We start from the raw sequence: 22438 nt of genomic DNA on the forward strand, positions 1-22438 counted from the left end.
GTTCATGCCTCCCTTACACGGGTCGTGCGCTTCTCGATGTCCTTGCGTGCGGCTTGCTGAGCGGTGAGCGCGACGACTCTCTGCACGAAGACCCCCGGCAGGTGGACGTCGTCAGGGTCGATCTCGCCGACCTCGACGAGCGTCTCGGCCTCCACGATGGTCAGCCGTCCTGAGGTCGCCACCGCCGGATTGAAGTTGCGTGCGGAACGATGGAAGCGGCAGTTCCCCGCGCGATCGGCCACGGTGGCCCTGACCAGCGCGATGTCGGCGGCAATCGCGTGCTCCAGTACCATCTGCCGTCCGGCGATCGTGCGCACCTCCTTGGGCGGAGAGGCGATCGCCACAGAACCGTCGGGGTGGTGGCGCCAGGGCAGTCCGCCCTCGGACACCGCGGTGCCGACCCCGGTGGGGGTGAAGAAGCCGCCGATCCCGGCACCTCCCGCGCGAAGCCGCTCGGCCAGCGTTCCCTGTGGCGTCAGTTCCACCGTGACCTCACCGGTGAGGTACTGCCGCGCGAACTCCCGGTTCTCGCCGACATAGGACGCGATGACGCGACTGATGCGTCCTGCCTCCAGCAGCAGTCCCAGCCCGCCGCCGTCCACTCCGCAGTTGTTCGAGATGACGGTCAGGTCATCGGCACCCTGGTCGAGCAACGCCTCGATCAGGAACCAGGGAATGCCGGCCAGTCCGAAGCCCCCGACCGCCACGCTGCTGCCGGGAAGGATGTCGGCCACCGCTGCGGCCGCACCGGCAACGACCTTGTCACTGCTCACCACTCGCTCCAAGGTGCTGAAGGATCGCTCGCGTCACCTTGCTCGGCTGTTCCGCGCTGGCCAGGTGTGCTGCCTTGTCGACCACCAGGAGGTCGCCGTTGGCGACACCCTCCGCGATCAGCTGCAGGTGCGGCGGTGGCGTGGCCGGGTCCTCGGCTCCCGCGATGGCGAGGGTGGGTGCCGTGATCGACGGCAGGTCCGGTCTGAGGTCCATGGCGGCGATGACCTCGCAGCACGATGCGTAGCCCTCTGGCGGAGTCGCCGCGATCGTGGCCACGCCTGCGGCCGCAACCTCGGGATGGGCATCGAGATAGGCAGTGGTGTACCAGCGTGCGACCACCGCGTCGCCCACCGTCCGAGTGCCGCTGGTGCGCACGAGCTCCGCCCGTTCCCGCCAGGCGGACGACGGTCCGAGGCGGGCGCTGGTACACAGCACGACCATGCGGTCGACCAGATCCGGGCGCCGCGCCGCCAGGCGCATCGCGGTCATCCCGCCGAGGGAGAGCCCCACGACATGCGCCTTCGCGACGCCCAGCCGATCGAGGAGAGCGATGACGTCATCGGCGAGGTCGTCGATCGTGTACGGACCTGCCGGAACCGGCGACCTGCCGTGACCACGCGTGTCGTAGCGGACGACACGGAAGCGCTCTTCGAGTTCGGGAAGGTTCGCGTCCCACATCGCCATCGTGCTCCCGAGCGAGTGCGAGAGAACGAGGACCGGACCGTCCTCCCGCCCGCTCACCATGTGATGAACCTCCACTGCTGCGCTCATTGCTCGACCCTCTCGAAGATCGCGGCGAGCCCTTGGCCGCCTCCTATGCACATGGTCTCCAGGCCGTAGCGCGATCCCCTCCGCGCCATCTCGTGGGCCATCGTCGCCAGCATCCGGGCGCCGGTGGCGCCCACGGGGTGTCCCAGCGAGATACCGGAGCCGTTGGGGTTGAGTCGCTCGTCGTCGGCGTCGAGGTCCCACTCGCGCAGACAGGCCAGTACCTGAGCGGCGAACGCCTCGTTGATCTCGATGACGTCCATGTCGTCGAGGGTCAGGCCGACACGCTGGAGAGCCTGAGCGGTCGCGGGCACGGGGCCGATACCCATGACCTCCGGACTGACGCCGGCGACAGCCCAGGACTTCAGTGTGAGGAACGGGGTGAGCCCTCGACGCTCCGCCTCCTCACTCGTGGTGACGATGCACATGGCGGCTCCGTCGTTCTGGCCGGAGGAATTGCCGGCGGTGACCGTGGAACCGGCGTCCTGCGCGAGCCGTACCGGCGTCAGCTCACCGAGCCGCTCCACGGTCGTACCGGGCCGGGGATGCTCGTCACGGTCGACGACGGTGTCGGGCCGCCGACGCGTTCCGGGGACGGTCACGGGAACGAGTTCCGACGCGAACCTGCCGGCCTCGTGAGCCGCGACTGCCTGCTCGTGGGATCTGACCGCGAGCTCATCCTGCTCCTGACGGGAGATCCCGTACTGGCGGCGGAGATTCTCGGCGGTCTCGAGCATTCCGCCGGGGACCGGGAAGTGCTTCCCGCCGGCGGTCTCCCTGGCGCGCACGAGCCTGTCGTGAAGTGCGACCCCGCCGGAGGTCCCACCTGACCGAAGGCCGTTGGCGTAGTGCTCGACGTTGGACATCGACTCCGTGCCACCGGCCACCACCAGGCGAGCACCGCCCGAGGCCACCTGTCCGGCGGCGAACAGGACGGCCTGCAGCCCTGATCCGCAGCGGCGGTCGAGCTGCAGACCGGGGACTGCCGCGCCGAGACCGGCGTCGAGCGCGGCGACACGCCCGATGGCCGGCGCCTCTCCGCTCGGGTAGCACTGCCCGAGGACGACATCATCGACGTCCCCCTCACCGAGTCCTGTCCGGCGGGCGAGCTCGCCCAGCAGAGCGGACGCGAGTTCGGCGGCGGTCAGGGATGCCAGCGCTCCCCCGTAGCGCCCCACCGGCGTCCGTACCGGATTGCAGATCACGACATTCTTCGTCATGGGCTGAACGTAGAGCGATGGCCATGTGAACGGAAGTATCACTTTTCTCTGAGTTGCAACCCTGTGAGTATTAATCCGTGGAGCTACGACACCTGAGGTACTTCATCGCGGTCGCCGAGGAACGCAACTTCGGACGTGCCGCGGAGCGTCTGCACATGGCGCAGCCCCCGCTGTCGCGTGCCATTCGGCAACTGGAGGCGGAGCTGGGTCTGGCTCTGTTCGAGAGGACCACGCGCCGGGTCAACCTCACTCCGGCCGGAGCGGCCTATCTGGACCAGGCACGTGAAGTGCTTGAGGCGGTGGACACGGCCGGCGTGCGGGCGCGTCGAGTCGCCGAAGGGCGCGAAGGCCGTCTCACCGTGGGGTGTGTGGGTTCGGCGACCTACTCGTTGCTGCCGCTGCTCGCCCGGGCACTGCGCGCCGAGTTGCCGAAGGTGGAAGTGGGGTTCCGTGGCGAGATGCTCGCTCCGGACCAGGTCTCGGCCCTGCACGACGGCATGCTCGACCTGGGGCTGTTGCGGACCATCGGGGGATCTGCCGCCGGACTGCGCCTGACGGTGCTGCGCGAGGACCGGCTCCTGGTCGCTGTTCCCCAGGACCACGCCTTCGTCACGCGCGCCCGCGTGGTGGTCGACGACCTCGCGGGCGAAGACCTGATCATGCACGGCAGCAGCACCGGATCCGCCATGCACCGGCTGGTGACGCGGCTGTGCGAGGAGGCCGGCTTCGCGGCGAACGTCGCGCACGAGGTCGCCGAGACCTCGACACTGCTCACCTTCGTGGCGGCCGGCCTGGGAATCGCCGTGGTTCCGGAACCGACGACGCTGCTCGGCGTGCCCGGTGTCGTGCATGTCCCGCTTGCCGGAGTGCGGAGCGTGCCGCTCGTCGCCGCCACCCGCGACGAGGACAACCCGGTCATGGACCGCACTCTGGAGATCCTCGGTCGCATCAGCGGCGGGCCTGGACCGGTGCCGGCCAGTACCCGCCCGCTGCGGCTCGGTGATCATTAGAACCCGTCACGGTCCGGAGGGCGGCCGCTTGTCCGTCGAGTCATAGGCGAGGAGCCGCGAAAGCTCGTCGGACACGTCCAGCATGCGCGGGATCACTTCGGACTCGACATGCTCGCGGGTGAGCCTTCCGAGCGACGTCGAGTAGGCGATGGCCGAGACGACCTCTCCGCTTCCGTCACGAACGGGGACCGACGCGGACAGCAGGCCGAGTTCGAGCTCGGACTCGACGCTGCAGAAACCCTGCTGCCGCACCTGTTGCAGGATGTCGGAGAGCCGCACCGGATCCGTGACGGTGTACTCGGTGAACCGCGGCATGCCCTGTTCGGCGATGACCCTTTCGACGAAGTCGGGATCGCGCCACGCCATCAGGACCCGGCCGGTCGAGGTGGCCGTTGTCGGCATGCGGCTGCCCACGTCGATGTTCATGCTCAGGATGCGGCGCACCTGGACACGGGCGATGTATACGACTTCCGTACCGACCAGTGCCGCGAGGGACGCCGACTCCTGCGTCTCCTCGGCCAGTCGCAACAGCAGCGGCTGAGCCAACTCCACGAGGCTGTGACTGGCCGAGTAGCGCTGCGCGAGCACCAGCACGCGCGGTGTCAGGAACCAGCTGCCGTCCGAACCCGCCACGTAGCCCAGTGCTTGCAGGGTCAGGAGAATCCGCCTTGTCGCAGGGCGGGACAGTCCGGTCTGTTGCGCCACCTCCGCCATCGACATACGGGGGTGCTCCTCATCGAAGGCCATCAGCACGGCGAAGCCGCGCTCGATGCTCTGGACGAAGTCGCGCTCGTTGATGGACCCGGGGTCCGTCATCGCATCCTCCAATCTCCTGCACGCCCCTTGACACCGGCGAATGACGGTCCTCATTGTTACGGGAACGCACAGCGTACGTATCGTACGCATAGCGTACATGGTTGAGGCGAACTCTCGAACCCTGCGGACCAGGACGGCCAACCTCACGGCGCAGCCGTCGACGCCCTCACCGCCACGTCGCTGGAGCTCCCCCTCCCGGCGCAGGTGACATCCGAACGGCGATCCAAGCGCGCCGACCGCTCGTCGGCCAGCCGGTTCACGACACGTCTCTGGTACCTCGGCTTCTGCGAAAGGACGAAAGCATAGTGAGCGCGAACAGAACGACCGGCTCAACAAGGACGCCCGACCGTGAGGTAGTGATCATCGGTGCCGGGTTCGGTGGTCTTTCCACCCTCTACCACGCTCGGGAAGCCGGGCTCGACGTCGTCCTGCTCGAAGCGGGCACCGAGGTCGGCGGCACCTGGTACTGGAACACCTACCCGGGGGCCTGTACCGATACGGAGGCGTGGTGCTACAGCTTCTCCTTCGCCCGCGAGGAGCTGAGCGAATGGCGCTGGACCCATCGTTTTCCCATGCAGAAGGAGGTGCAGGGCTACCTCAACTTCGTAGCCGACCGGCTCGACCTGAAGAAGTACATCCAGTTCTCCACCGGCGTCAGGTCGCTGCGCTACGACGAGTCCGAGAACCTGTGGACGGTGACGACGGCAGACGGCGGCACACTCGTCGCGCGGTACGTGGTGACGGCTGTCGGCGGTCTGTCCAAGCCGTACCTGCCGGACATCCCGGGGCGTGACTCGTTCAGCGGTGAGACGCTGCTCACCGCGCGTTGGCCGAAGGCGGGGATCGACCTCGCGGGAAAGCGCGTGGCGCTGGTCGGCACCGCATCGACCGGGGTGCAGATCCTCCCGGAACTGGCGGCCACGGCGAAGGAGGTCCACGTCTTCCAGCGCACGCCCAACTATGTGCTGCCTCGCCGCAACCACGTGATCGACGACATGCACTGGTCCGGTATCACCGCCCACCAGGAAGAGATCTGGCAGAAGGTCTGGAAGCACTACTTCGCGTTCCCCCTGCCGCTCGCAGACCGCGTGACGACTGACGTCACTCCCGAAGAGCGGGAGAGGATCTTCGAGGAGAAGTGGGCGGAGGGCGGCTTTTCCTTCTCCTTCTCGACCTTCGACGACCTGAACTTCTCCGAGGAGGCCAACGAGCACGCCGCGGAGTTCATCCGCCGCAAGATCCGGCAGACCGTGCAGGACCCGGAGACGGCGGAGCTGCTGTGCCCCAAGGATTATCCCTACGGAGCCAAGCGGCCCCCGGTCCACGACAACTACTACGAAACCTTCAACCGGGCCAACGTCCATCTCGTCGATGTCGGCCAGGAGCCGATCAGCGAGATCACCTCTACCGCTGTGCGTGTGGGTGAGGCCGAGTACGAGGTCGATGTCATCGTCTTCGCCACCGGATTCGACGCGTTGACCGGTGCCATCGGCGCCATCGAAGTCGTGGGCCGGGACGGGCGGCGGCTCGACGAACACTGGAGCCAGGGTGTGCGTACGCACACCGGGCTGGCGTCCGCCGGCTTCCCGAACCTGCTCTACGTCTACGGGCCGCAGACGCCGCACGCCAACATCCCTCCCACGGTCCAGAAGGCCGGCAGGTGGGCCATCGAAGCTGTCACCTACCTGCGCGCCAACGGCATGGACTACATCGAGGCCGAGTCCGAGGCCGAGGAGAAGTGGCGTCAGGAGGTGCGGCGAGCGGTGGAGGAGACCATCTTCCCGCGCACTTCCGCTCAGGCCCGGGCGTGGTTCATGGGGGCCAACGTTCCGGGCAAGCGACCGGAGGCCCTGGTCTACATGGGCGGAGCCGACCGGTATTACGCCGAGCTGGACGAGTTGGAAGCGAATGGCTATCCCGGCTTCGTCCTGCGGTCGCGGGAGCCGGTCACGGCGTCCACGGCTCTCGGCGGATAGGTCCGCGGCGCGGTACCGGGACGTCACGCCACGGTGCGGGCGTTCCCCTCGACGGCGAGCAGAACAACGCGGAGATGCGCGGCAGGCCGGTCCGGACCGGAGTGACGGGTGCAGGTGACGTGCCGAGCCGGACGAACGTGACGCCTGGGTGAGCGACGTAGCCGCGAGCTCGCCCGGTCACCGTCAGGGGCGGCTCGCCCGCAGTGACCGCCGTCAGTCCTTCACACACTGTTCGCACGACCGGCCCAGCCGGAACGGGTGCGCCGAGCGGGAGCCGAACCATCCGCTTGTGCCCCTGAGAAGAAAACCTCGCCGCAGCGCTGCCGCAGAGGTCGGCCGGCGGCCGACGCCACTGTCGCCGGACACCTGGGGGGTCTCGTCGCGGCAGCGCTCGACGCGTTTGTCCGAGGACGTCGGGGACGCGGTCTCGGTGTCGGCGCCCGAGGAAACGGATGCCCTGAAAGGGCAGGTCAGGGCAAGTCGGGGCAAGTCGGTTTCAACAGGCCGACAGGAATCATGAGGCAGGAGACGCAATGAGAAAGCTCACGCCCTTCGTGGGGCTGACCGTCTGTGCGGTGGTCATGTCCGGATGCGGGACCACCGCCGGAACCACAGCTGGAACCACCGACACGCAGGGCTCCTCGGGAGCCGGAGTGCCGGCTGCGGTGAAGGCCTTGGTGGCCGAGGCGGGCCAGCCGAAGCCCTGGAAGGGCCCGACGACGTCGCCGCCGATGCTCAAGGACAAGTTCATCGTGTCCATCCCGTGCAGCATGGCGTCGCCGGGCTGCGCGCGCTGGGACGCCGGCGTGCACGCGGCCGCGAAGGCGCTGGGCTGGAAGGTGCTGACGATTGATCCCGTCTTCGACACCAACAAGATGAACCAGGCCATCCAGCAGGCCATCGACCTCCACGCCGACGCCATCGTCACCACGGTCCTCGACCCGGCCTGGGTCGCCAGTCCGCTCGCGGCCGCGAGACGCAAAGGCATCGTCGTCCTGGGCGGTGCGAACGGGCAGGAGGATGTGCCGATCACCGCGGAAGGCTTCCAGCACAACATGAGTCTCCACGGAACGCAGCAGGGTGAGTGGCTCGCGGCCCAGGTGTGTGACGACCTGAACGCAGAGGGTCACGCGATAATGATCACGGATCCGTCGTTCAACGTCCTCACACAGCGTGTCGACGCCGTGAAGTCCTACCTGGGCAAGAACTGCCCCAAGGTGAGCGTCAAGGTGGAACAGGTCTCGGCGAACGACGTGGGGACGGTACTGCAGAACAAAGTGTCGGCATTCGTGCAGAGGAATCCGGATGTCAAGGCTCTGATCTCGCCGGTCGACCTCTTCGCCACGGACGTCAGTACAGCGCTGCAGCAGCTCGGTAATCACGACGTCAAGGTCTACTCCATCGACGGCAATCCGGATGTCATCCGCAACATCGACTCGGGGGGATCGATCAGGGCCACCGTCGGCAGTGCCCTCGAATGGGAGGGCTGGTCGACCATCGACGACGTGAATCGCCTGCTGCAGGGCAAGCCGGCACCCGACGACGACGGCGTGCCCGGCAGGATGGTGACCAAGGACTACATCCCGAAGGACTTCACCTACACCGGCGACATCGACTACAAGGCGATGTTCCTGAAGCTGTGGAAGACGGGATCGACGCAGAAATGAATGACGTAAACGGTGTGAACGCCCAGAGTCCGAACTCGGCGCTCGTCGTTCGCGGCATCAACAAGTGGTTCGGGGACACACAGGTTCTGAGTGACCTCTCTTTCGAGATCGGCCGCGGCAAGGTCGTGGCTTTGCTCGGGGAGAACGGTTCGGGCAAGTCCACGATCATCAAGATCTTGAGCGGGTACTACCAAGCCGCCCCTGGGGGAGTGATCGAGGCCGGCGGGCACGAGTTGTCGAGCCCCGTGACGCCCGCACGTGCTCATGCCGCTGGTCTCCGGTTCGTCCACCAGGACCTTGGTCTCGTCGAGTCCATGTCGGTGGGGGACAACGTCTGTTTCGCCACCGGATACGGCTCGCTCAGGGCGGGTGCGATTCGTCGGAAAAACGTCTCGGCGCGTGTCCGCGAGCGCCTGGGGCGGCTGGGTCTCACATGGGATCCGAACACGCTGCTGAGTTCTCTGTCGCCGGCGCAGCGCACGATGGTGGCGATCGCAAGGGTGCTCGGAGATCCCGGCGAGGGGACTCCGCGCGTGCTCGTGCTCGACGAACCGACCGCCGCACTCCCCAAGGAGGAAGTCGGCCTGGTGTTCGATGCCATCGAGCGCGTCACCTCTGACGGCGGGGCAGTGCTTTATGTGTCGCACCGTATCGACGAAGTGCTCGAGGTGGCCGACGAGGTCATCGTCCTGCGGGACGGCCGCATAGTCGCGCAACGGGAGACCGCGGGGCTGACTCATGGAGAGATCGTCTCGCTGCTCCTCGGTCGGGAGCTCGCGAAATCGGCTCCGCGGCGCACGGATTCCGAAACAGCGGCGATCGAGAGTCAGACGAGTCACATCCTGCGGCTGCGGGGACTGACAGGCCGGATCGTCCGAAATCTGGACCTGGATGTGCGCGCAGGGGAAATTCTGGGCATCGGTGGCCTTGCGGGATGCGGTAGAAGTGACCTGGTGCGCCTCATCGCCGGTGCACAGGGCGCCACAGCAGGGCAGATGACCCTTGCTCGTGCCACGTACAGACCGAAAGATCCTCGCGAGGCCATAAGGTCCGGTGTCAGTTATGTGCCTGAGGACCGGCGCAATCATGGATGCATCGGTTCGTTGCCCGTGCAGCACAACCTCACTCTGCCGGACCTGAGGTCGTTCGGCACGGCATGGTGGCTGGACAAGCACAAGGAACGCGATCAGGCCGACGAGCTCATCGCCCGTCTCGATGTCCGGCCCCGGGATTCCATGCGTCCGATCGGGAAGCTGAGCGGCGGAAATCAGCAGAAGGCCGTCATCGCCAAGGCGCTCCGAGTGAATCCGCGGATCCTGATCCTGGATGAGCCCACACAGGGCATCGATATCGGTGCCAAGGCCGAGATCGCGTCGCTGGTTCTCGCGCTCGCTCGTGACGGCATGACCGTCATCCTGGCGTCGAGCGACGGCTCGGAATTGGCGGCGTTGTGTGATCGCCTCGTCATTCTTGACAGGGGCCAGATACGCCGGGTGCTGGAACGGCCCCATATCACCGAGGACGAGATCGCCATGGCAACCACGGGCGCCACGTCCGGCGTGGCCGCGACCTGAACCCCCTGTCCGATTCTGAACCACCTCCCGAGGAGACCAATGCCTACCGAGAGCATTGCCGGTCCGGCACCGGCCGCTATACCCGATGACCTGACGAGTAGGCGTCGTCGGAATCACCTTTTGGAGGGCGTTTCGCGGTTCGGACTGGCTATTTTCCTTGTGCTGCTGATACTCGCGTTCGGTATCTGGCAGACGGACCGGTTCTTCACCGCGTCCAACTCGGTCAGTATCCTTACGGGCCAGGCGGTGCCGATCATCCTGGCCATAGCGGTACTGTTCCCGCTGGTTGCCGGCGAGTTCGACCTGTCCGTCGCCGCGAACCTCAGTTTCTCCGCCGTCTGGGTGGCTTACAGCAGCGCCCTCGGATGGCCCCTTCTGCTGGTGCTGGCCACCGCCTTGGCGATCGGGGCTTTCATCGGCGCGGTCAACTCGTTCTTCATTGTCAAGATCGGCGTGAACGCGTTCATCGTGACGCTCTCGATGGCCACCGTCCTGGCTGGACTCAATCTCCTCGTGACAAAGGGAGAGGTCCTGTTCCGGGGAGTCCCTGCTTCCTTGCGGAGCCTCGGGACGGAAACATTCATAGGTTTCCCCCTGGTCGTCTGGGTCGCCGTTCTCCTTTCCTTCCTCGTGTGGTACATACTGGAGTTCACTCCGTACGGGCGATACATCCGAGCCACCGGTTCCGGGCGTGAAGCCGCGCGACTCAGCGGTGTGCGTACGAGATACACCCTCACGTCGGCCTTTGTGATTTCCGGCACCGTGGCCGCGCTCGCCGGATTTCTGCAGATCGCCCGCATCGGATCGGCAAATCCGAACACAGGCCCCGAGTTCCTTCTTCCCGCCTATGCCGCCGCGTTCCTGGGAGCCACAGTCATTCAGCAGGGACTGTTCAACCTCTGGGGCACCATCATCGGTGCTCTCGTGCTGGCCGTGGCGATCAGTGGACTGACGCTCGCGGGTGCTCCCTTCTGGTTGCCGAACATCTTCAACGGGGTCGCACTGCTGATCGCGGTCTCGTTGTCGGCTCTTTCCGGGAAGCGGCGGAACGATGCGGCTTGATATGGCGGGGTGCGATCTTCGGCCGGCAGCGAGACCGGCGGCTGCCACGAACTCCAGCAGTGGAATCACGCGGGAAACCACGAGAGTGTCGAGGTGGAGGTCCGCTTCGCCGCCGAAGCCCAGGGCGAGGCCTGAGAGACGGAATGGCTCGCCGACATCATGCTCACCGAGTGCGGTTTGACGCCGTATCTCATCAACCCCGACGTCAGCCGAATTCACGACCACTGACCAACACCCCAGGAGACGGTATGACCACCGCCCAGGACAACCAGTCACCCGCACCCTCACCCACCGCCGCGGACTCGGGCGCCAGCGCGACAGTCGCGTTCAAGCAGAACGCTGCTCGGCGCGGCGTTGTCGCGAGCTCGCAGGAGCGTGTCGCCGGCATCGTCGGTGACATCCTGAGCGCAGTCCGGGACGTCATCCGCAGCCACGATGTCACCTACCCCGAATACCAGGCCACGAAGGCCTGGCTCATGGCGGTCGGCGAAGGCGGCGAGTGGCCCCTGGTGATGGACGTGTTCATCGAGCACGCCGTGGAGGACCAGGTCTCCCAGTCGCAGAACGGAACCAAGGGCTCCATCGAAGGGCCCTACTACCTGCCCGACCAGCCCAAGCTCGGTGCCACCTGCACACTCCCCATGCGCGCCGACGAAAAGGGCACACCACTGGTGCTGTCGGGTCAGGTGCGCGACATCGACGGCACTCCCCTCGCCGCATCGGAAGTCGAGATCTGGCAGGCCGACGACGACGGCTACTACTCCGGATTCGCGCCGCACGTCCCCGACGGCAACCTCCGCGGCGTGGCGGTGACCGACGCGGACGGGCACTTCGCGATCAGTACCATCCAGCCCGCTCCGTACCAGATTCCGCACGAGGGGCCGACCGGCCGCCTTCTCGAAGCCGCGGGGTGGCACCCGTGGCGCCCGGCCCACCTGCACCTGATGGTCCGCGCGGACGGGCACCGCACGATCACCACCCAGCTCTACCTCGCCACCAGCGCGTACGTGGACTCCGACGTCGCGTCGGCCACCAAGCCCGAACTCTTCATCGAACCTGTCGACGACGGCACCGGTGTAGCTCGGGTGACCTACGACTTCGAGCTAGAGAAGGCCTGACACCCCTGACGTGCCCTCCGGGGGGTCGGGCGCGTACCGACCCCCTACGGGGCTCCTTGTCATCGAACTCCGACTACTCCCCGAGAGGTCCCATGTCTCCGGCCCCACCCGACCTGCTCGTCGAGCGCGTTGAGACGATCATCGTGGACATGCCTTTGCGGCGCCCGCACAGATTCGCCCGCGTCACTGTCGACGCACAGCCCGTCCTGCTGGTCTTCGTCCACACCCTGGGCGGTGTGACGGGTGTCGGCGAGGGCGTCGTACCCGGTGGCCCCTGGTGGGGCGGGGAGTCCGTGGAGTCGATGAAGATCACCATCGACACCTACATCACGCCCCTTCTGCTCAACCGGCCCGTCGATAGCATCGACGAACTCATGCGGGACATCACGGACCACGTGGCCGCCAACCTCTACGCCAAGACCGCTGTCGAGGTCGCGCTCCACGACGCATGGGCACGCACCCTCGACGTTCCCCTCCACACCCTGCTCGGCGGGGTCGCTCGCGACCGTGTCGAGGTCACGTGGGCCTTGGGCGCCGAACCTGTCGAGGTCGTCGTGGACGAGATTCAGCGGTTCATCGAAGACGGCACCCACCGAAGCTTCAAGCTCAAGATGGGTGCCGTCGATCCCGTCGACGACGTCGAGAGGATCTCGGCGATCGCCGAGAAGACGTCGTCCTCGGCGAGTCTGCGCGTCGATCTCAACGCGCGGTGGGACCTCCTCACCAGCCTTCGCCTCCTCCCTCGCCTGGCCGAGGCCGGCATCGACCTCATCGAGCAGCCCGTTCCCGGAGAACAGATGGGCGCCCTCGCCGAGATCAACCGCGCGCTCCCGATTCCGGTCATGGCAGACGAGAGCCTGCGCACGCCGCACGACGCGCTGCGCCTCGTCCACGCGAGGGCGGCCGACGTGTGGTCGGTGAAGGTCACCAAGGTCGGCGGACTTCGTCGAGCCCGCGACATCGTGGCGATCGGGGCGGCCGCGGGCATCCCGTGCCACGCGGGAACGTCGATCGAGACAGGCATCGGCACCGCGGCATCGCTCCACCTCGCCTGTGCCGCGGCCGGAGTGACCTGGGGCAGCGAGTTGTTCGGGCCGCTGCTCTTCGCCGAGGACACCCTCGTCGAGCCGCTGCGGTTCGCCGATGGCCACCTCCATCTTCCCGACGGCCCGGGGCTGGGGGTGAACGTGAACATGGACGCGGTCCGCGCTCACCGACGACGCGGGCTCACCCCCGGTTGAGCCTACAAGCCGGGGCGATTTCTCCCCGAGACCGCCACCAAGCCAGGAGCAAGGAATGCTGTTCCACGTTCGCATGGACGTATCCGTCCCTCATGACATGAACCCGACCATCCGAGAGGATCTGCTCTCCCGGGAAAAGGCGCGTGCGGAGGAGATCCAGGGCACGGGGGTATGGCCGGAGATCTGGAGAGTCGTCGGAGAGTACGCCAACATCAGCATTTTCGATGTCGACGACAACGACACCCTTCACGCGTTGCTGTCGAGCCTGCCGCTGTTTCCGTACATGAAGATCCATGTGACGCCGCTCGCAGCACACCCCTCCAAGGTTCACTGAGGTCGACAGCCGACGGCCGACTGCCGGGGGAACCGCAGCGATAGCCCGGCCGGAGAGCAGGGGCCGCACCTGGGCCCGATGACCGCTTGCAGTGTGAGGGTGCGTGCCCGACGCCACGGGCGACCGGCACCTTACCGAGCCCACAGCCAGCCCCGTTGTCCGACTTCGACGCCCCACCAACCGAAGGTCGCGATCCATCCACCTTCGCTCTTCCAAGGGAGCTTTCCCCCGATGACGTACTTCCTCCCGCAAGCCGACACGGTGCTGAGCGCCGCACGCGGTCTCGCGCTGGCTCACCCCGGCCTGATCGAAGTGAACAGCAGCCCTCTGTACCTGCGGGCCCGCACCAGCGACCCCAAGCGCACGGTCGCGCTGGTCTCGGGAGGCGGCTCCGGACATGAGCCGCTGCACACCGGCCTCCTCGGCCCCGGCGGCCTCGACGCCGTCTGCCCCGGCGAAGTCTTCGCCTCCCCGCACAACCGGCAGATCTACGAGGCCAGTGCGGCCGTCGCAAAAAGCAACGGTGTTCTGCTCATCATCAAGAACTACACCGGCGATGTGATCAACTTTCAGATCGCGGCGGAACGCCTCCGCCACGACGGCATACCCGTAGCGACGGTCCTCGTCGACGACGACCTGGCCACCGACAACACGCACACCGCGACCGGCCGCCGAGGCACCGCCGCCACCGTGGTCCTGGAGAAGCTGCTCGGAGCCTTCGCCGACCAGGGCGCCAAACTGGAGGATCTCGCCACACTGGGCTCGGAGATCGTCGCCCGCTCCCGCAGCCTCGCCGTCGCGGCCCGAGCCCAGACCTCACCCTCGACCGCGGCGCCGGCCTTCGATCTCAGCCCCGGCACGCTCGACTACGGTGTCGGAATCCACGGCGAGCGCGGTACGCGCACCATCGACCACCGCCCCGTCGAGGAACTCGTCCGGCAGATGACCGATGATCTTCTCGAGGCGCTGCCCGCAGGGCAGGACAAGATGCTGGCCGTCGTCAACGGCCTGGGTGCCACGACCAGCCTGGAACTGCACGCCATCGGATCGATCCTGCACGACCTGCTGACGGCCCGCGGCATCCAGCCCCTGGCCATCGTGCCCGGCACATTCACCGCGGCCCTGGACATGGCCGGCTTCTCCATCACGCTCACCCGTATGAAGGCGGAGTGGGCCGGCCTGTGGACGGCACCCACCGACACGCCGCTGTTCCTTCCTTCTCTCACTCTGTCCCCGGACACCGCGGCGACCGTCGTCGCCGGACCAGCCGCCACCCCGATACGCGCGAACGAGCAGGCCTCGGTCGGCCGAGCCGTTCTCGAGCGCTATTCGACGATCGTCTCCCAGGTCCACGACAACCTCACCGCCCTCGACCAACTCGTCGGCGACGGCGACTTCGGCGACAACCTGGTCGGCGGTGTGCGCCGGGCGGTCGGACTGAACGAGTCGGGGACCGACGGCGTGGCTGCCCTGGCCGAGGCCTTCCTCAACGACGTGGGCGGCACGAGCGGTCCACTCTTCGGGCTCCTCTTCCAGCATCTGGCCACCGTGTCCTGGGCCGACGACCAGGAGCCCGACGCCCTGGCCGTCGCCGGCGCGGCGAGATCCAGCCTCGCCGCCATCCAGCGGGTCGGTGGAGCCGAGGTCGGCGACTGCACCCTCGTGGACGCACTCGGTCCCGCCTGCGATGCCTTGGCCGCCTCTGGTGGCACTGCTGCCGACAGCCCCTTCACGGCTGCCGCCGAAGCCGCCATCCAGGGCGCACTGGGCACCGCGCCGCTCACCCCACGGCGCGGCCGTGCCAGCTATGTGGGCGATCACGCCATCGGCGTCCCCGACCCCGGGGCCTTCGGCGTGGCACTGCTGTTCACCGCGTTCGCAGGCATCTACGAGCCGGCCGCCGCCACGCGTCTGCCCGACCCTCAGCGCATCACCTCGCGCTGACCCGGACCAACGCAGGCTCCCGGCCACCGCACAGGTTCGGCACGTACTCCCGTCACAGCCCCGCGCCCCGGACTCCCCCGGGGAGGGGAGGACGGATCGCCGGGGAGGACGCGAAGTCGTTCGGGCCGGGGTGCGGCGACTTGGCGGCTCGTCAGCGGGCACGGGCAATGCCGAGGGGGACGGCGTGCGACACCACCCGTCACCTTCTCGGTGCCGAGCGGTCGGCATGCCGCTCGACCCACCCCGCCGTCACGCAACAGCAGTGCGTGGCTGGTGCCGCAGGGCAGCTCCTCCAGATAGCGGTGACGGTGACGGCGGCCAACTCGGGTCTCATGTGGGCAGGTTCCCGCATCGCGTCGATCACCTCCTCCCGTGATGGCAGCCGATCTCCGTCAGAGATCGGTGCCGGCCAGCCACTCGCTCGCGGTCCGGGGGGTGACGCCGAGGAGCGTCTGGGCGGAGTGCTCGGCGGTGATCGAGTGGTCCGGCTGTGTGCTGAGGGCCTGGTACCTGTCCGCGATGGCGGCGGTGGCGTGCTCGCCCAGCATGGGTGCGAGCGGTGCGAAGCGGGCGTGGGGGTCGGTCGCCTCGTAGGTCACGGTCCGTCCGAGCCCCGTGCTGAACGCCTCGGCCAGATCCTCTCCGCTTATGGCTGGGTACTGTCCGACGGAGCTTGCCAATTACTGTATGGGAGCTGACCTTGCCTTTTCCCCAGCAGGGTTCTGGGGGGTGCTGTCGGCGGACAGAACGCCCGGCGAGGGGGGCCGCCTGGCGGGCCTTGAGGGGCGATGTCTTCGGGAGCTCCGCATGAGGGATTGGCTCGCGGGTTGCATCGGTCCCACTTATGGCTCCGGACCTTGCTGTGCCAATGCGCGCCTTCGCCGTGATCTCGCGGGTGTCGGCCGGCCATGGGCGACGCCGGAGCGGCGGACACCGGCACGCAGGCTCAACGACTCATGGCCTTACGGGGATCACCCTTGCCTGGCGGTTCGGCCTGCGGATTATCGGGCAGGTCGCCTGTCGGAGGGCGATTTCGGTGCCACACCAGCGATGAGCCGTCTGCGGACCATGCGGTCGGAGACCAGTCCGGCGCTCGCCGGGTGTGTTCCAGTAGAGCTCTCGCGCGGTCCGGTGCAGCGCCGCGGGGGGCGCCCCTGCTCGGACTGGGCGTGGTGTGCCGCGACGATCCGGCGGGAGAGCAGGCGGCGCGCGACCGAGGGTCGCCGACCACATCCTGGGCTTTCTGGACATTCGTCGGCCACGGATCCCGGCGGGTGGGTGCGGCAGTCCCCCAAACGTCCGCCCTCCGGACCTCTGGTTCCGTCGCTCCTCGAAGAGCCCGCGCTTTGCGGCCCCAACCCGCGCATACCGGAATCGCCATGCGTCACACCAAGCCAAACCGGCGGCCCCGTCCAAGGCCGAGTCGGCGGAGTCCCGTCGGACAGCCGGACCCGACGGCATCACGCGGTCCCTTGACAAAGGGGCCTCACGCATCAGAATAGACCCGCGCGTCACCATGACACGCACACCAAGGGGCCCAGGCTGCTAGGGAACGAGACGACGTTCCCGGTGTCAGAGGTGGCGGCGAGTCGCCCTGCCCCATTGATGAACCCACCCTCCATACCCGTTGACGAGTGAGACGTCAGTCACGTACGTTCCTCGCCATGACCGACTGAAACGATTCAATTGACTGTGACGTCTGTGCCTCGGCCATAGACGTCGCCCGGCTGGTTGCCCTCATTCGCTGATTGTGACGAACCCCTTCGGGCGGCCATTCGATGCCGGATCCCCATGAAAGGAACGTGGAAATGTCACGTAAGCCCTCGACGCGCGTCATAGCGGCGGGCCCAGCGCGCCGCACCGTGCTGGGATTCGCGCTTGCCTTGGGGATAACGCCCGCAATGGGCCGAGCGGCCGGCGCCGCTCCGGCCGGTCCGAGCGCTGCGCCGACCAAGCGCAGCTTCGCCGACAGCTTCGCTTCCCCTGTAATGGGGGACAGGCCGAAGATGCGATGGTGGGTGCCGAACGCGCTGATGACCAGGAATGAGATCACCAAGGAGATCGAGTCGATGGTCGCAGCCGGGTTCGGCGGAGCCGAAGTCGTCTCGTTCAACAAGGCGGACTCTGACGGCAGTAACGTCGCCTGGGGCTCACCGCGCTGGAACGAATTGACCAAGCACCTGCTCCAGGTCGCCGGGCGGCACAATTTCTCCGTCGATTTCACGCTGACACCTGGCTGGCCGCTGAACCTCCCGACGATCACCAACGTGAACGACCCGGACCAGGGCGCCCAGATGGAGACAGACAGCGCCAACGTTGATGGGATCACTCAATCGACTCCGTTTTCCGGCCGTGTGCCGGTCCCTGCTTTCCGTGCCGCTGCGGGCACGCCTAAGCTGGTCGCGGTGACGGTGGCGAAGTACACCGACAAGCAGACCAAGACGCTCGATTACAGCTCGGCGCGGTCGTTGAATCTGGATAGCGTCACGTTCGCAGACAAGGAACACGCCCCGACCAACGCGACGGTCTCGTTCACCCCTGGCGACGCCGGCGAATACGTGCTGTTCGGCTGGTGGGAGTATCCCTCCGGGAACAAGGCCCAGGGAAACTACCAGATCGACCACTTCGGCCGGACGGGCGCGCAAGTGTTGATCGACTACTGGGACGACGTGCTCATCCCGTACTACGGGGAAGACTGGAAGCACGCACACGGGTTGTTCAGCGACTCGCTGGAATTCGAGACCCACCTCGACTGGACGCATGGCCTGTTGAACGGTTTCAAGCGACGAAACAAGTACGATCTGGCGCCATATCTCCCGGCGCTCTACCAGGCATCCTCCAGGGGGAACTACCGGGCCAATCCGACCCCTGACTTCAAGTTTGACGTCAATACCGCCCAGATAAGGAACGACTTCTACGACCACATGACGTACCTGTACGTCGAGAACCATCTGAAGCCCCTCAACGAATTCGCCGACCGGAACGGAGTTCAGTTGAGGGTCCAGCCGGCGTACGGCAAGAATCTCAACATGCCGGAGAGCGCACTGAGCGTGGCGGTCCCCGAGACGGAATCCCTCTACGGTGACGACATCATCGACTTCTACCGGATGCAGGCCGGCGCGGTACACCTTGGCCGGAAGAAGATCTACTCGATCGAGACCGCACCCGAGCTGCATATGAAGTTCATCTCCGGTGGCCAGCAAATCAACCTGCTACGCGGAAACGGCGAAGAAGACTCGGGCAAGAACCAGCAGACCTTCGACGACATTTTGTGGCACATACAGAGAGCATTTTCCGGTGGGGTGAACCAGGTCGTCTTCCACGGGTATTCCTACAACGGTCAGTACGACGGCGCGAGCGCCCTCGGAGGATTCGCCTCCGACGTCACGTGGCCCGGATGGGAGGCTATGCCGTTCTCAAACAACTGGGGGGAGCGCTCACCGAACTGGACGCACGCGTCGGACTACACCACGTGGATCGCACGCAACCAGCAGGTACTCCGTGAAGGAATTGCCAAGATCGACTTGGCGGTCTACTCCCTGAAGTACTGGGAGAGCGGAGAACTCGACAACAAGAAGAAGGACTACGACGACGACGGTCTGCTGGAACAGAGCGGCTTCTCGTACGACTTCGTCGACCCCTCCGCCTTCGCCCTGGACAACGCGGTCGTTGAGAACAAGCGCCTTGATGCCGACGGGCCGGCCTACAAGGCGATCATCGTCGACGAAGAGACCACCATCCCCGCTGACACCGTCCGCCGTTTCGTCAAGTACAGCCGGCGTGGCCTGCCGATCATCTTCGTCGGAGCCCTGCCCTCGGCGGGCTCGTACAACACAGACGGTGCCATCGCGGACGACATGGCGACACTGCTGAGCCACCGGAACGTGAAACATGTGGCTGAGAGGAAGGACGTCCCTGGAGCGCTGGCCGAGCTGGATATCGCCCCGGACGCCGCGTACGGCACCCGCGCCACGCTGCTCAGCTACCACCGTCAGACCGAGGACGCCGACCTGTATCACCTCTACAACTACGGCGACGTGGACACGTACCCGGCCGCCAAGACGATGGACGCGGTGAAGACGACCGTCACGCTCAAGGGACAAGGGCGCCCCTACCTGCTGAATGCCTGGACCGGCGAGATCACACCGATCGCGAAGTACCGAGCGAACAAGGGCTCGGTCACCTTGGACATGACCGTCGCCGCGAACGACTCGGTCATCGTCGTCCTCGCCAAGGACCGACGGTTCAGCGGCAGCCCGGTGCCCGGTGTCACGGTTCGACACACGACGGCTCGCGTGGAGTACGACAAGGCCGGCAACCTCATCGCCAAGAGCAACTCCGCCGGCGCCGTACCAGTCGTCCTGAACGACGGCAGGACAGTCTCCGCGCGCTTCGGCCCGGTGCCGTCTGCACAAGCGCTTTCCCGCTGGGATCTGAAAGTGCAGAGCTGGACGAAGGGTTCGACTCCCAGTGGTTCGACCAAGACGACCGTTGACGTCGGCACGCTGAGCGCCCTTGCGCCCTGGAGGCAGCTGCCCGGGTTGGAGACCGCCTCTGGGATCGGGACGTACGCGACCGGGTTCAGCATGAAGGCCGGATGGGCCGACGGTGTGGGCGCGGTCCTCGACCTGGGGGAGGTCACCGACACCTTCCGGATCGCAGTGAACGGGACCCCGTTGGTCGCCAATCAGAACGACACTGCGTTGGACATCGGCCCCTACCTCGTGGCCGGGCACAACCAGATTGTGATGGAGGTGGCCTCCACCCTGTTCAACTCCTGGACCGCCGAGTACAACTTGGCCAAGCAGCCCACGAACTATGGCCTGTTGGGCCCGGTCACCTTGACACCCTATCGGTGGGTCAAGCTCGTCTAGAGCCAGTGCCGCGACTCTGTTGGTGATCTTCAGCGGGTGCTGACAGCTGCTCAGGGCGGTGCTTCAGTGGAGGCAGCGGGGCGGTGCCAAGGTCGAGGTGGGCCCGATGTCGTTGCAGCCGAGGGACTATCAGCGGATTCCGGCGCGGACCGTGCGCACGGCCTGGGCGGCGTGCCCGAAGGGGACGCCCGCGATGCTGGTGCGGGACCGTCTCGATGTGCTGTTCGAGGATGCGGAGTTCGCGGATCTCTATCCCTCCGATGGGCGGCCGGGTTTCTCGCAGGGGCAGTTGGCGCCGATCTCGGTGTTGCAGTTCGCCGAGGACCTGTGGGACCCGGCGGCGGCCCAGGCGGTGCGTACGCGAATCGACTGGAAGTACGCTCTGGGCCTGGAGTTGGAGGACACGGGCTTCGACTACTCGCTCCTGTGCGACTTCCGCGCTCGTCTGGTCGAAGGTGACGCGGCGGACCGGATGCTGCAGGTGATGCTCACGCGGCTGACCGAGGCGGGGCTGCTGAAATCCGGCGGGCGGCAGCGTACCGACGCGACGTATGTGCTGGCCGGGGTGCGACGCCTCAGCCGCCTGGAGCTGGCCGGGGAGAGCCTGCGCGCGGCCTTGGAGAAGCTGGCCGTGATCGCGCCGGGGTGGCTGCGGCCGTCGATCGGGCCCGAGTGGGACAAGCGGTACGGACGGAAGATTGAGATCCGGAAGGTGCCCGGTGGGCCGGAGGCCGTGATCGCGCGAGCGGAGGTCTTCGGACGGACGGGCAGAAAGTGCTGGCGGCCCTGTGGGCCTCCGGCGCGCCGGGCCGGCTGCGGACCCTTCCCCAGGTTGAAGTCCTGCGACAGGTGTGGGTCCACCACTACTACTGGGACGAGGAAGGGCAGCTCCGCTGGCGCGACGGGTACGCGCTGCCGCCGGCGAGCCTGCGCTTCGAGTCTCCGTACGACACCGACGCGCACTACTGCACCGAGAACGGCACCGAGTGGAGCAGCTGTCACGTGCACTACATCGAGACCTGCGAGGAACAGCGGCCCGAGATCGTGGTGCACGTCGCTACCACGATCGCCCCGGTCCAGGACGGCTGGCTGATCGAGTAGATCCACGACGACCTGGCCCAGACCGCCCTGGCTCCGGCCGAGCACGTGGTCGATGCCGCCTGCATCCGCAGGCGACGTGTCCGCGCGGCAAGACCAGCTCCCAGCCGGGGACACTCCGTATCAACGGCCATGAGTACCTCCAGTTCCGCTTCGCCAAAGCCGACTGCCTGGCCTGCCCGGACCGTCAACCATGCACCGCCTCGGCCACCAGGCCCCGCTCGATCGCCCTGCTCCCACAGCCGTTGCGCGAGATCCAGGTCGGTAGCCGCCTCCCCCACTAGACCGAGCAGTGGCAACGACGCTATGCCGTCCGCGCCGGCATCGAGGCGACGCTCTCCCAGGCCGTCCGGAGCAACGGCCTACGCCGCACTCGTTACCGAGGGCTCGCCAAGACGCATGTTCAACACGTACTCACCGCTATGGCCTGCAACCTCACCTGCACCGCCGAAACACCCCGAGGGCGTAGGCGATCAAGCCGTTTCCACATTCTCTGTGCCGCAACGGCCGGATGACCCTCGAAGATCACCGACAGAGTCAAGGTCCTCCGTTTATCTCGGTAGGTGAGATACGGAGAACTCCGCCGCTCAGGAAACCCGAAGGTGATCGGTCGGCGGTCGTCGAACCGGCGATCCGGTGCGCCGTGGAGGTCTCCCGTAGGTGCGGGTGGACCGGGCCTTTCCTGTCACCCGGAGGCGCTTGTTCCGTTCCCACCCTTCACTGCTTGCCGCTCTGACATGACAATCGTAAGGTGACGGTTGTCAGGCGATTCGTCGGGCTGCGGGAAGTGGCCTGAACTGTGCTTATGAGAAAGGCAGTTGGATGAAGATCACGGTTGATGAAGAGAAATGCTGCGCTGCCGGGCAGTGAGGTCTTTCAGCGTTGCCGCTCCAGGGTGAGGACCGCTGCTGCGATTGACGTCATTCGATTCGGGCTGCATCGGGCTCTGCGGAAGATCCGCC

At 66.6% G+C, this 22438-nt stretch carries 17 protein-coding genes and 3 pseudogenes; 14 read left to right on the forward strand and 6 right to left on the reverse strand.

The window, feature by feature from the left end; genetic code table 11:
- Positions 1-2: 2 nt before the first annotated feature.
- The 3 genes from ABZ464_RS41270 to ABZ464_RS41280 are packed head-to-tail and all read right to left on the reverse strand — an operon-like array spanning position 3 to position 2762.
- Positions 3-773 carry a 3-oxoacid CoA-transferase subunit A gene (locus tag ABZ464_RS41270; protein WP_359286944.1) on the reverse strand — a complete coding sequence of 257 codons (771 nt, stop codon included), beginning with the start codon at positions 771-773 and terminating at the stop codon, positions 3-5.
- A complete protein-coding gene (gene pcaD / locus ABZ464_RS41275) occupies positions 763-1545 on the reverse strand; it encodes a 3-oxoadipate enol-lactonase (protein ID WP_359286946.1) in 783 nt (260 codons plus the stop codon). The genes ABZ464_RS41270 and pcaD overlap by 11 nt, the downstream gene beginning before the upstream one ends.
- Positions 1542-2762, reverse strand: a complete 1221-nt coding sequence (locus tag ABZ464_RS41280) for an acetyl-CoA C-acetyltransferase (RefSeq protein ID WP_359286948.1) — start codon at positions 2760-2762, stop codon at positions 1542-1544. Before ABZ464_RS41280 ends, pcaD begins: the two co-directional genes overlap by 4 nt.
- A gap of 77 nt (positions 2763-2839) precedes the next feature.
- Here ABZ464_RS41280 and ABZ464_RS41285 point away from each other — a divergent pair, with 77 nt between their 5' ends.
- Positions 2840-3772, forward strand: coding sequence for a LysR substrate-binding domain-containing protein (locus ABZ464_RS41285; RefSeq protein ID WP_359286950.1), 933 nt, complete (start codon positions 2840-2842; stop codon positions 3770-3772).
- Positions 3773-3778: 6 nt separating this feature from the next.
- Here ABZ464_RS41285 and ABZ464_RS41290 read toward each other — a convergent pair whose 3' ends face one another.
- Positions 3779-4588, reverse strand: coding sequence for an IclR family transcriptional regulator C-terminal domain-containing protein (locus ABZ464_RS41290; protein WP_359286952.1), 810 nt, complete (start codon positions 4586-4588; stop codon positions 3779-3781).
- Positions 4589-4893: 305 nt separating this feature from the next.
- Between ABZ464_RS41290 and ABZ464_RS41295 the strand changes: the two genes are divergently transcribed.
- From ABZ464_RS41295 to ABZ464_RS41335, 9 genes are all read left to right on the forward strand, one after another.
- Positions 4894-6564 carry an NAD(P)/FAD-dependent oxidoreductase gene (locus tag ABZ464_RS41295; RefSeq protein WP_359286953.1) on the forward strand — a complete coding sequence of 557 codons (1671 nt, stop codon included), beginning with the start codon at positions 4894-4896 and terminating at the stop codon, positions 6562-6564.
- A 554-nt stretch (positions 6565-7118) separates the two neighbouring features.
- Positions 7119-8231, forward strand: coding sequence for a sugar ABC transporter substrate-binding protein (locus ABZ464_RS41300; RefSeq protein WP_359286955.1), 1113 nt, complete (start codon positions 7119-7121; stop codon positions 8229-8231).
- 14 nt (positions 8232-8245) lie between these two features.
- Positions 8246-9805, forward strand: coding sequence for a sugar ABC transporter ATP-binding protein (locus ABZ464_RS41305; RefSeq protein ID WP_359286957.1), 1560 nt, complete (start codon positions 8246-8248; stop codon positions 9803-9805).
- A 39-nt stretch (positions 9806-9844) separates the two neighbouring features.
- Positions 9845-10867: an ABC transporter permease gene (locus ABZ464_RS41310; protein WP_359286959.1), complete on the forward strand. Its 1023-nt coding sequence runs from the start codon at positions 9845-9847 to the stop codon at positions 10865-10867.
- Positions 10868-10876: 9 nt separating this feature from the next.
- Positions 10877-11002: a hypothetical protein gene (locus ABZ464_RS41315; protein WP_359286961.1), complete on the forward strand. Its 126-nt coding sequence runs from the start codon at positions 10877-10879 to the stop codon at positions 11000-11002.
- A gap of 113 nt (positions 11003-11115) precedes the next feature.
- Positions 11116-11985, forward strand: coding sequence for a dioxygenase (locus ABZ464_RS41320; RefSeq protein WP_359286963.1), 870 nt, complete (start codon positions 11116-11118; stop codon positions 11983-11985).
- Positions 11986-12077: 92 nt separating this feature from the next.
- Entirely contained in the window at positions 12078-13226 is a 1149-nt protein-coding gene (locus tag ABZ464_RS41325; RefSeq protein WP_359286965.1) for a muconate/chloromuconate family cycloisomerase, read from the forward strand.
- 55 nt (positions 13227-13281) lie between these two features.
- The gene (gene catC / locus ABZ464_RS41330; protein WP_359286967.1) at positions 13282-13560 is read left to right on the forward strand and encodes a muconolactone Delta-isomerase; all 279 of its coding nucleotides are present in this window, start codon (positions 13282-13284) and stop codon (positions 13558-13560) included.
- Between the two features lie 231 nt (positions 13561-13791).
- On the forward strand, positions 13792-15504 hold the full coding sequence (locus ABZ464_RS41335; protein WP_359286969.1) for a dihydroxyacetone kinase family protein: 1713 nt from the start codon (positions 13792-13794) through the stop codon (positions 15502-15504).
- A gap of 392 nt (positions 15505-15896) precedes the next feature.
- Here ABZ464_RS41335 and ABZ464_RS41340 read toward each other — a convergent pair whose 3' ends face one another.
- A complete protein-coding gene (locus ABZ464_RS41340) occupies positions 15897-16184 on the reverse strand; it encodes a hypothetical protein (RefSeq protein ID WP_359286971.1) in 288 nt (95 codons plus the stop codon).
- A 1128-nt stretch (positions 16185-17312) separates the two neighbouring features.
- Between ABZ464_RS41340 and ABZ464_RS41345 the strand changes: the two genes are divergently transcribed.
- The 4 genes and pseudogenes from ABZ464_RS41345 to ABZ464_RS41360 all read left to right on the forward strand — a co-directional run bounded on the left by ABZ464_RS41345 (position 17313) and on the right by ABZ464_RS41360 (position 21991).
- Positions 17313-20378, forward strand: a complete 3066-nt coding sequence (locus ABZ464_RS41345) for a glycosyl hydrolase (protein WP_359286973.1) — start codon at positions 17313-17315, stop codon at positions 20376-20378.
- A 193-nt stretch (positions 20379-20571) separates the two neighbouring features.
- Positions 20572-20844: pseudogene (locus ABZ464_RS41350) on the forward strand (transposase); the annotation flags it as partial.
- A 308-nt stretch (positions 20845-21152) separates the two neighbouring features.
- On the forward strand, positions 21153-21479 hold the full coding sequence (locus ABZ464_RS41355; RefSeq protein ID WP_359286985.1) for a hypothetical protein: 327 nt from the start codon (positions 21153-21155) through the stop codon (positions 21477-21479).
- A pseudogene (locus tag ABZ464_RS41360) lies at positions 21365-21991 on the forward strand (transposase). Before ABZ464_RS41355 ends, ABZ464_RS41360 begins: the two are co-directional and overlap by 115 nt.
- Before the next feature lie 361 nt (positions 21992-22352).
- Here the strand turns inward: ABZ464_RS41360 and ABZ464_RS41365 are convergent.
- Positions 22353-22438 (reverse strand): annotated as a pseudogene (locus ABZ464_RS41365) (IS5/IS1182 family transposase); the annotation flags it as partial.

Origin of the sequence: Streptomyces sp. NPDC005820, assembly GCF_040630255.1 — a bacterium.
In the GTDB taxonomy this organism is placed as follows: domain Bacteria; phylum Actinomycetota; class Actinomycetes; order Streptomycetales; family Streptomycetaceae; genus Streptomyces.

Excerpts from the sequence above, each read along its gene's own strand:
- pcaD (WP_359286946.1), bottom strand. The coding sequence starts at position 1,545 with ATGAGCGCAGCAGTGGAGGTTCATCACATGGTGAGCGGGCGGGAGGAC.
- ABZ464_RS41280 (WP_359286948.1), bottom strand. The coding sequence starts at position 2,762 with ATGACGAAGAATGTCGTGATCTGCAATCCGGTACGGACGCCGGTGGGG.
- ABZ464_RS41290 (WP_359286952.1), bottom strand. The coding sequence starts at position 4,588 with ATGACGGACCCCGGGTCCATCAACGAGCGCGACTTCGTCCAGAGCATC.
- ABZ464_RS41310 (WP_359286959.1), top strand. The coding sequence starts at position 9,845 with ATGCCTACCGAGAGCATTGCCGGTCCGGCACCGGCCGCTATACCCGAT.
- ABZ464_RS41320 (WP_359286963.1), top strand. The coding sequence starts at position 11,116 with ATGACCACCGCCCAGGACAACCAGTCACCCGCACCCTCACCCACCGCC.
- ABZ464_RS41325 (WP_359286965.1), top strand. The coding sequence starts at position 12,078 with ATGTCTCCGGCCCCACCCGACCTGCTCGTCGAGCGCGTTGAGACGATC.
- catC (WP_359286967.1), top strand. The coding sequence starts at position 13,282 with ATGCTGTTCCACGTTCGCATGGACGTATCCGTCCCTCATGACATGAAC.
- ABZ464_RS41335 (WP_359286969.1), top strand. The coding sequence starts at position 13,792 with ATGACGTACTTCCTCCCGCAAGCCGACACGGTGCTGAGCGCCGCACGC.
- ABZ464_RS41345 (WP_359286973.1), top strand. The coding sequence starts at position 17,313 with ATGTCACGTAAGCCCTCGACGCGCGTCATAGCGGCGGGCCCAGCGCGC.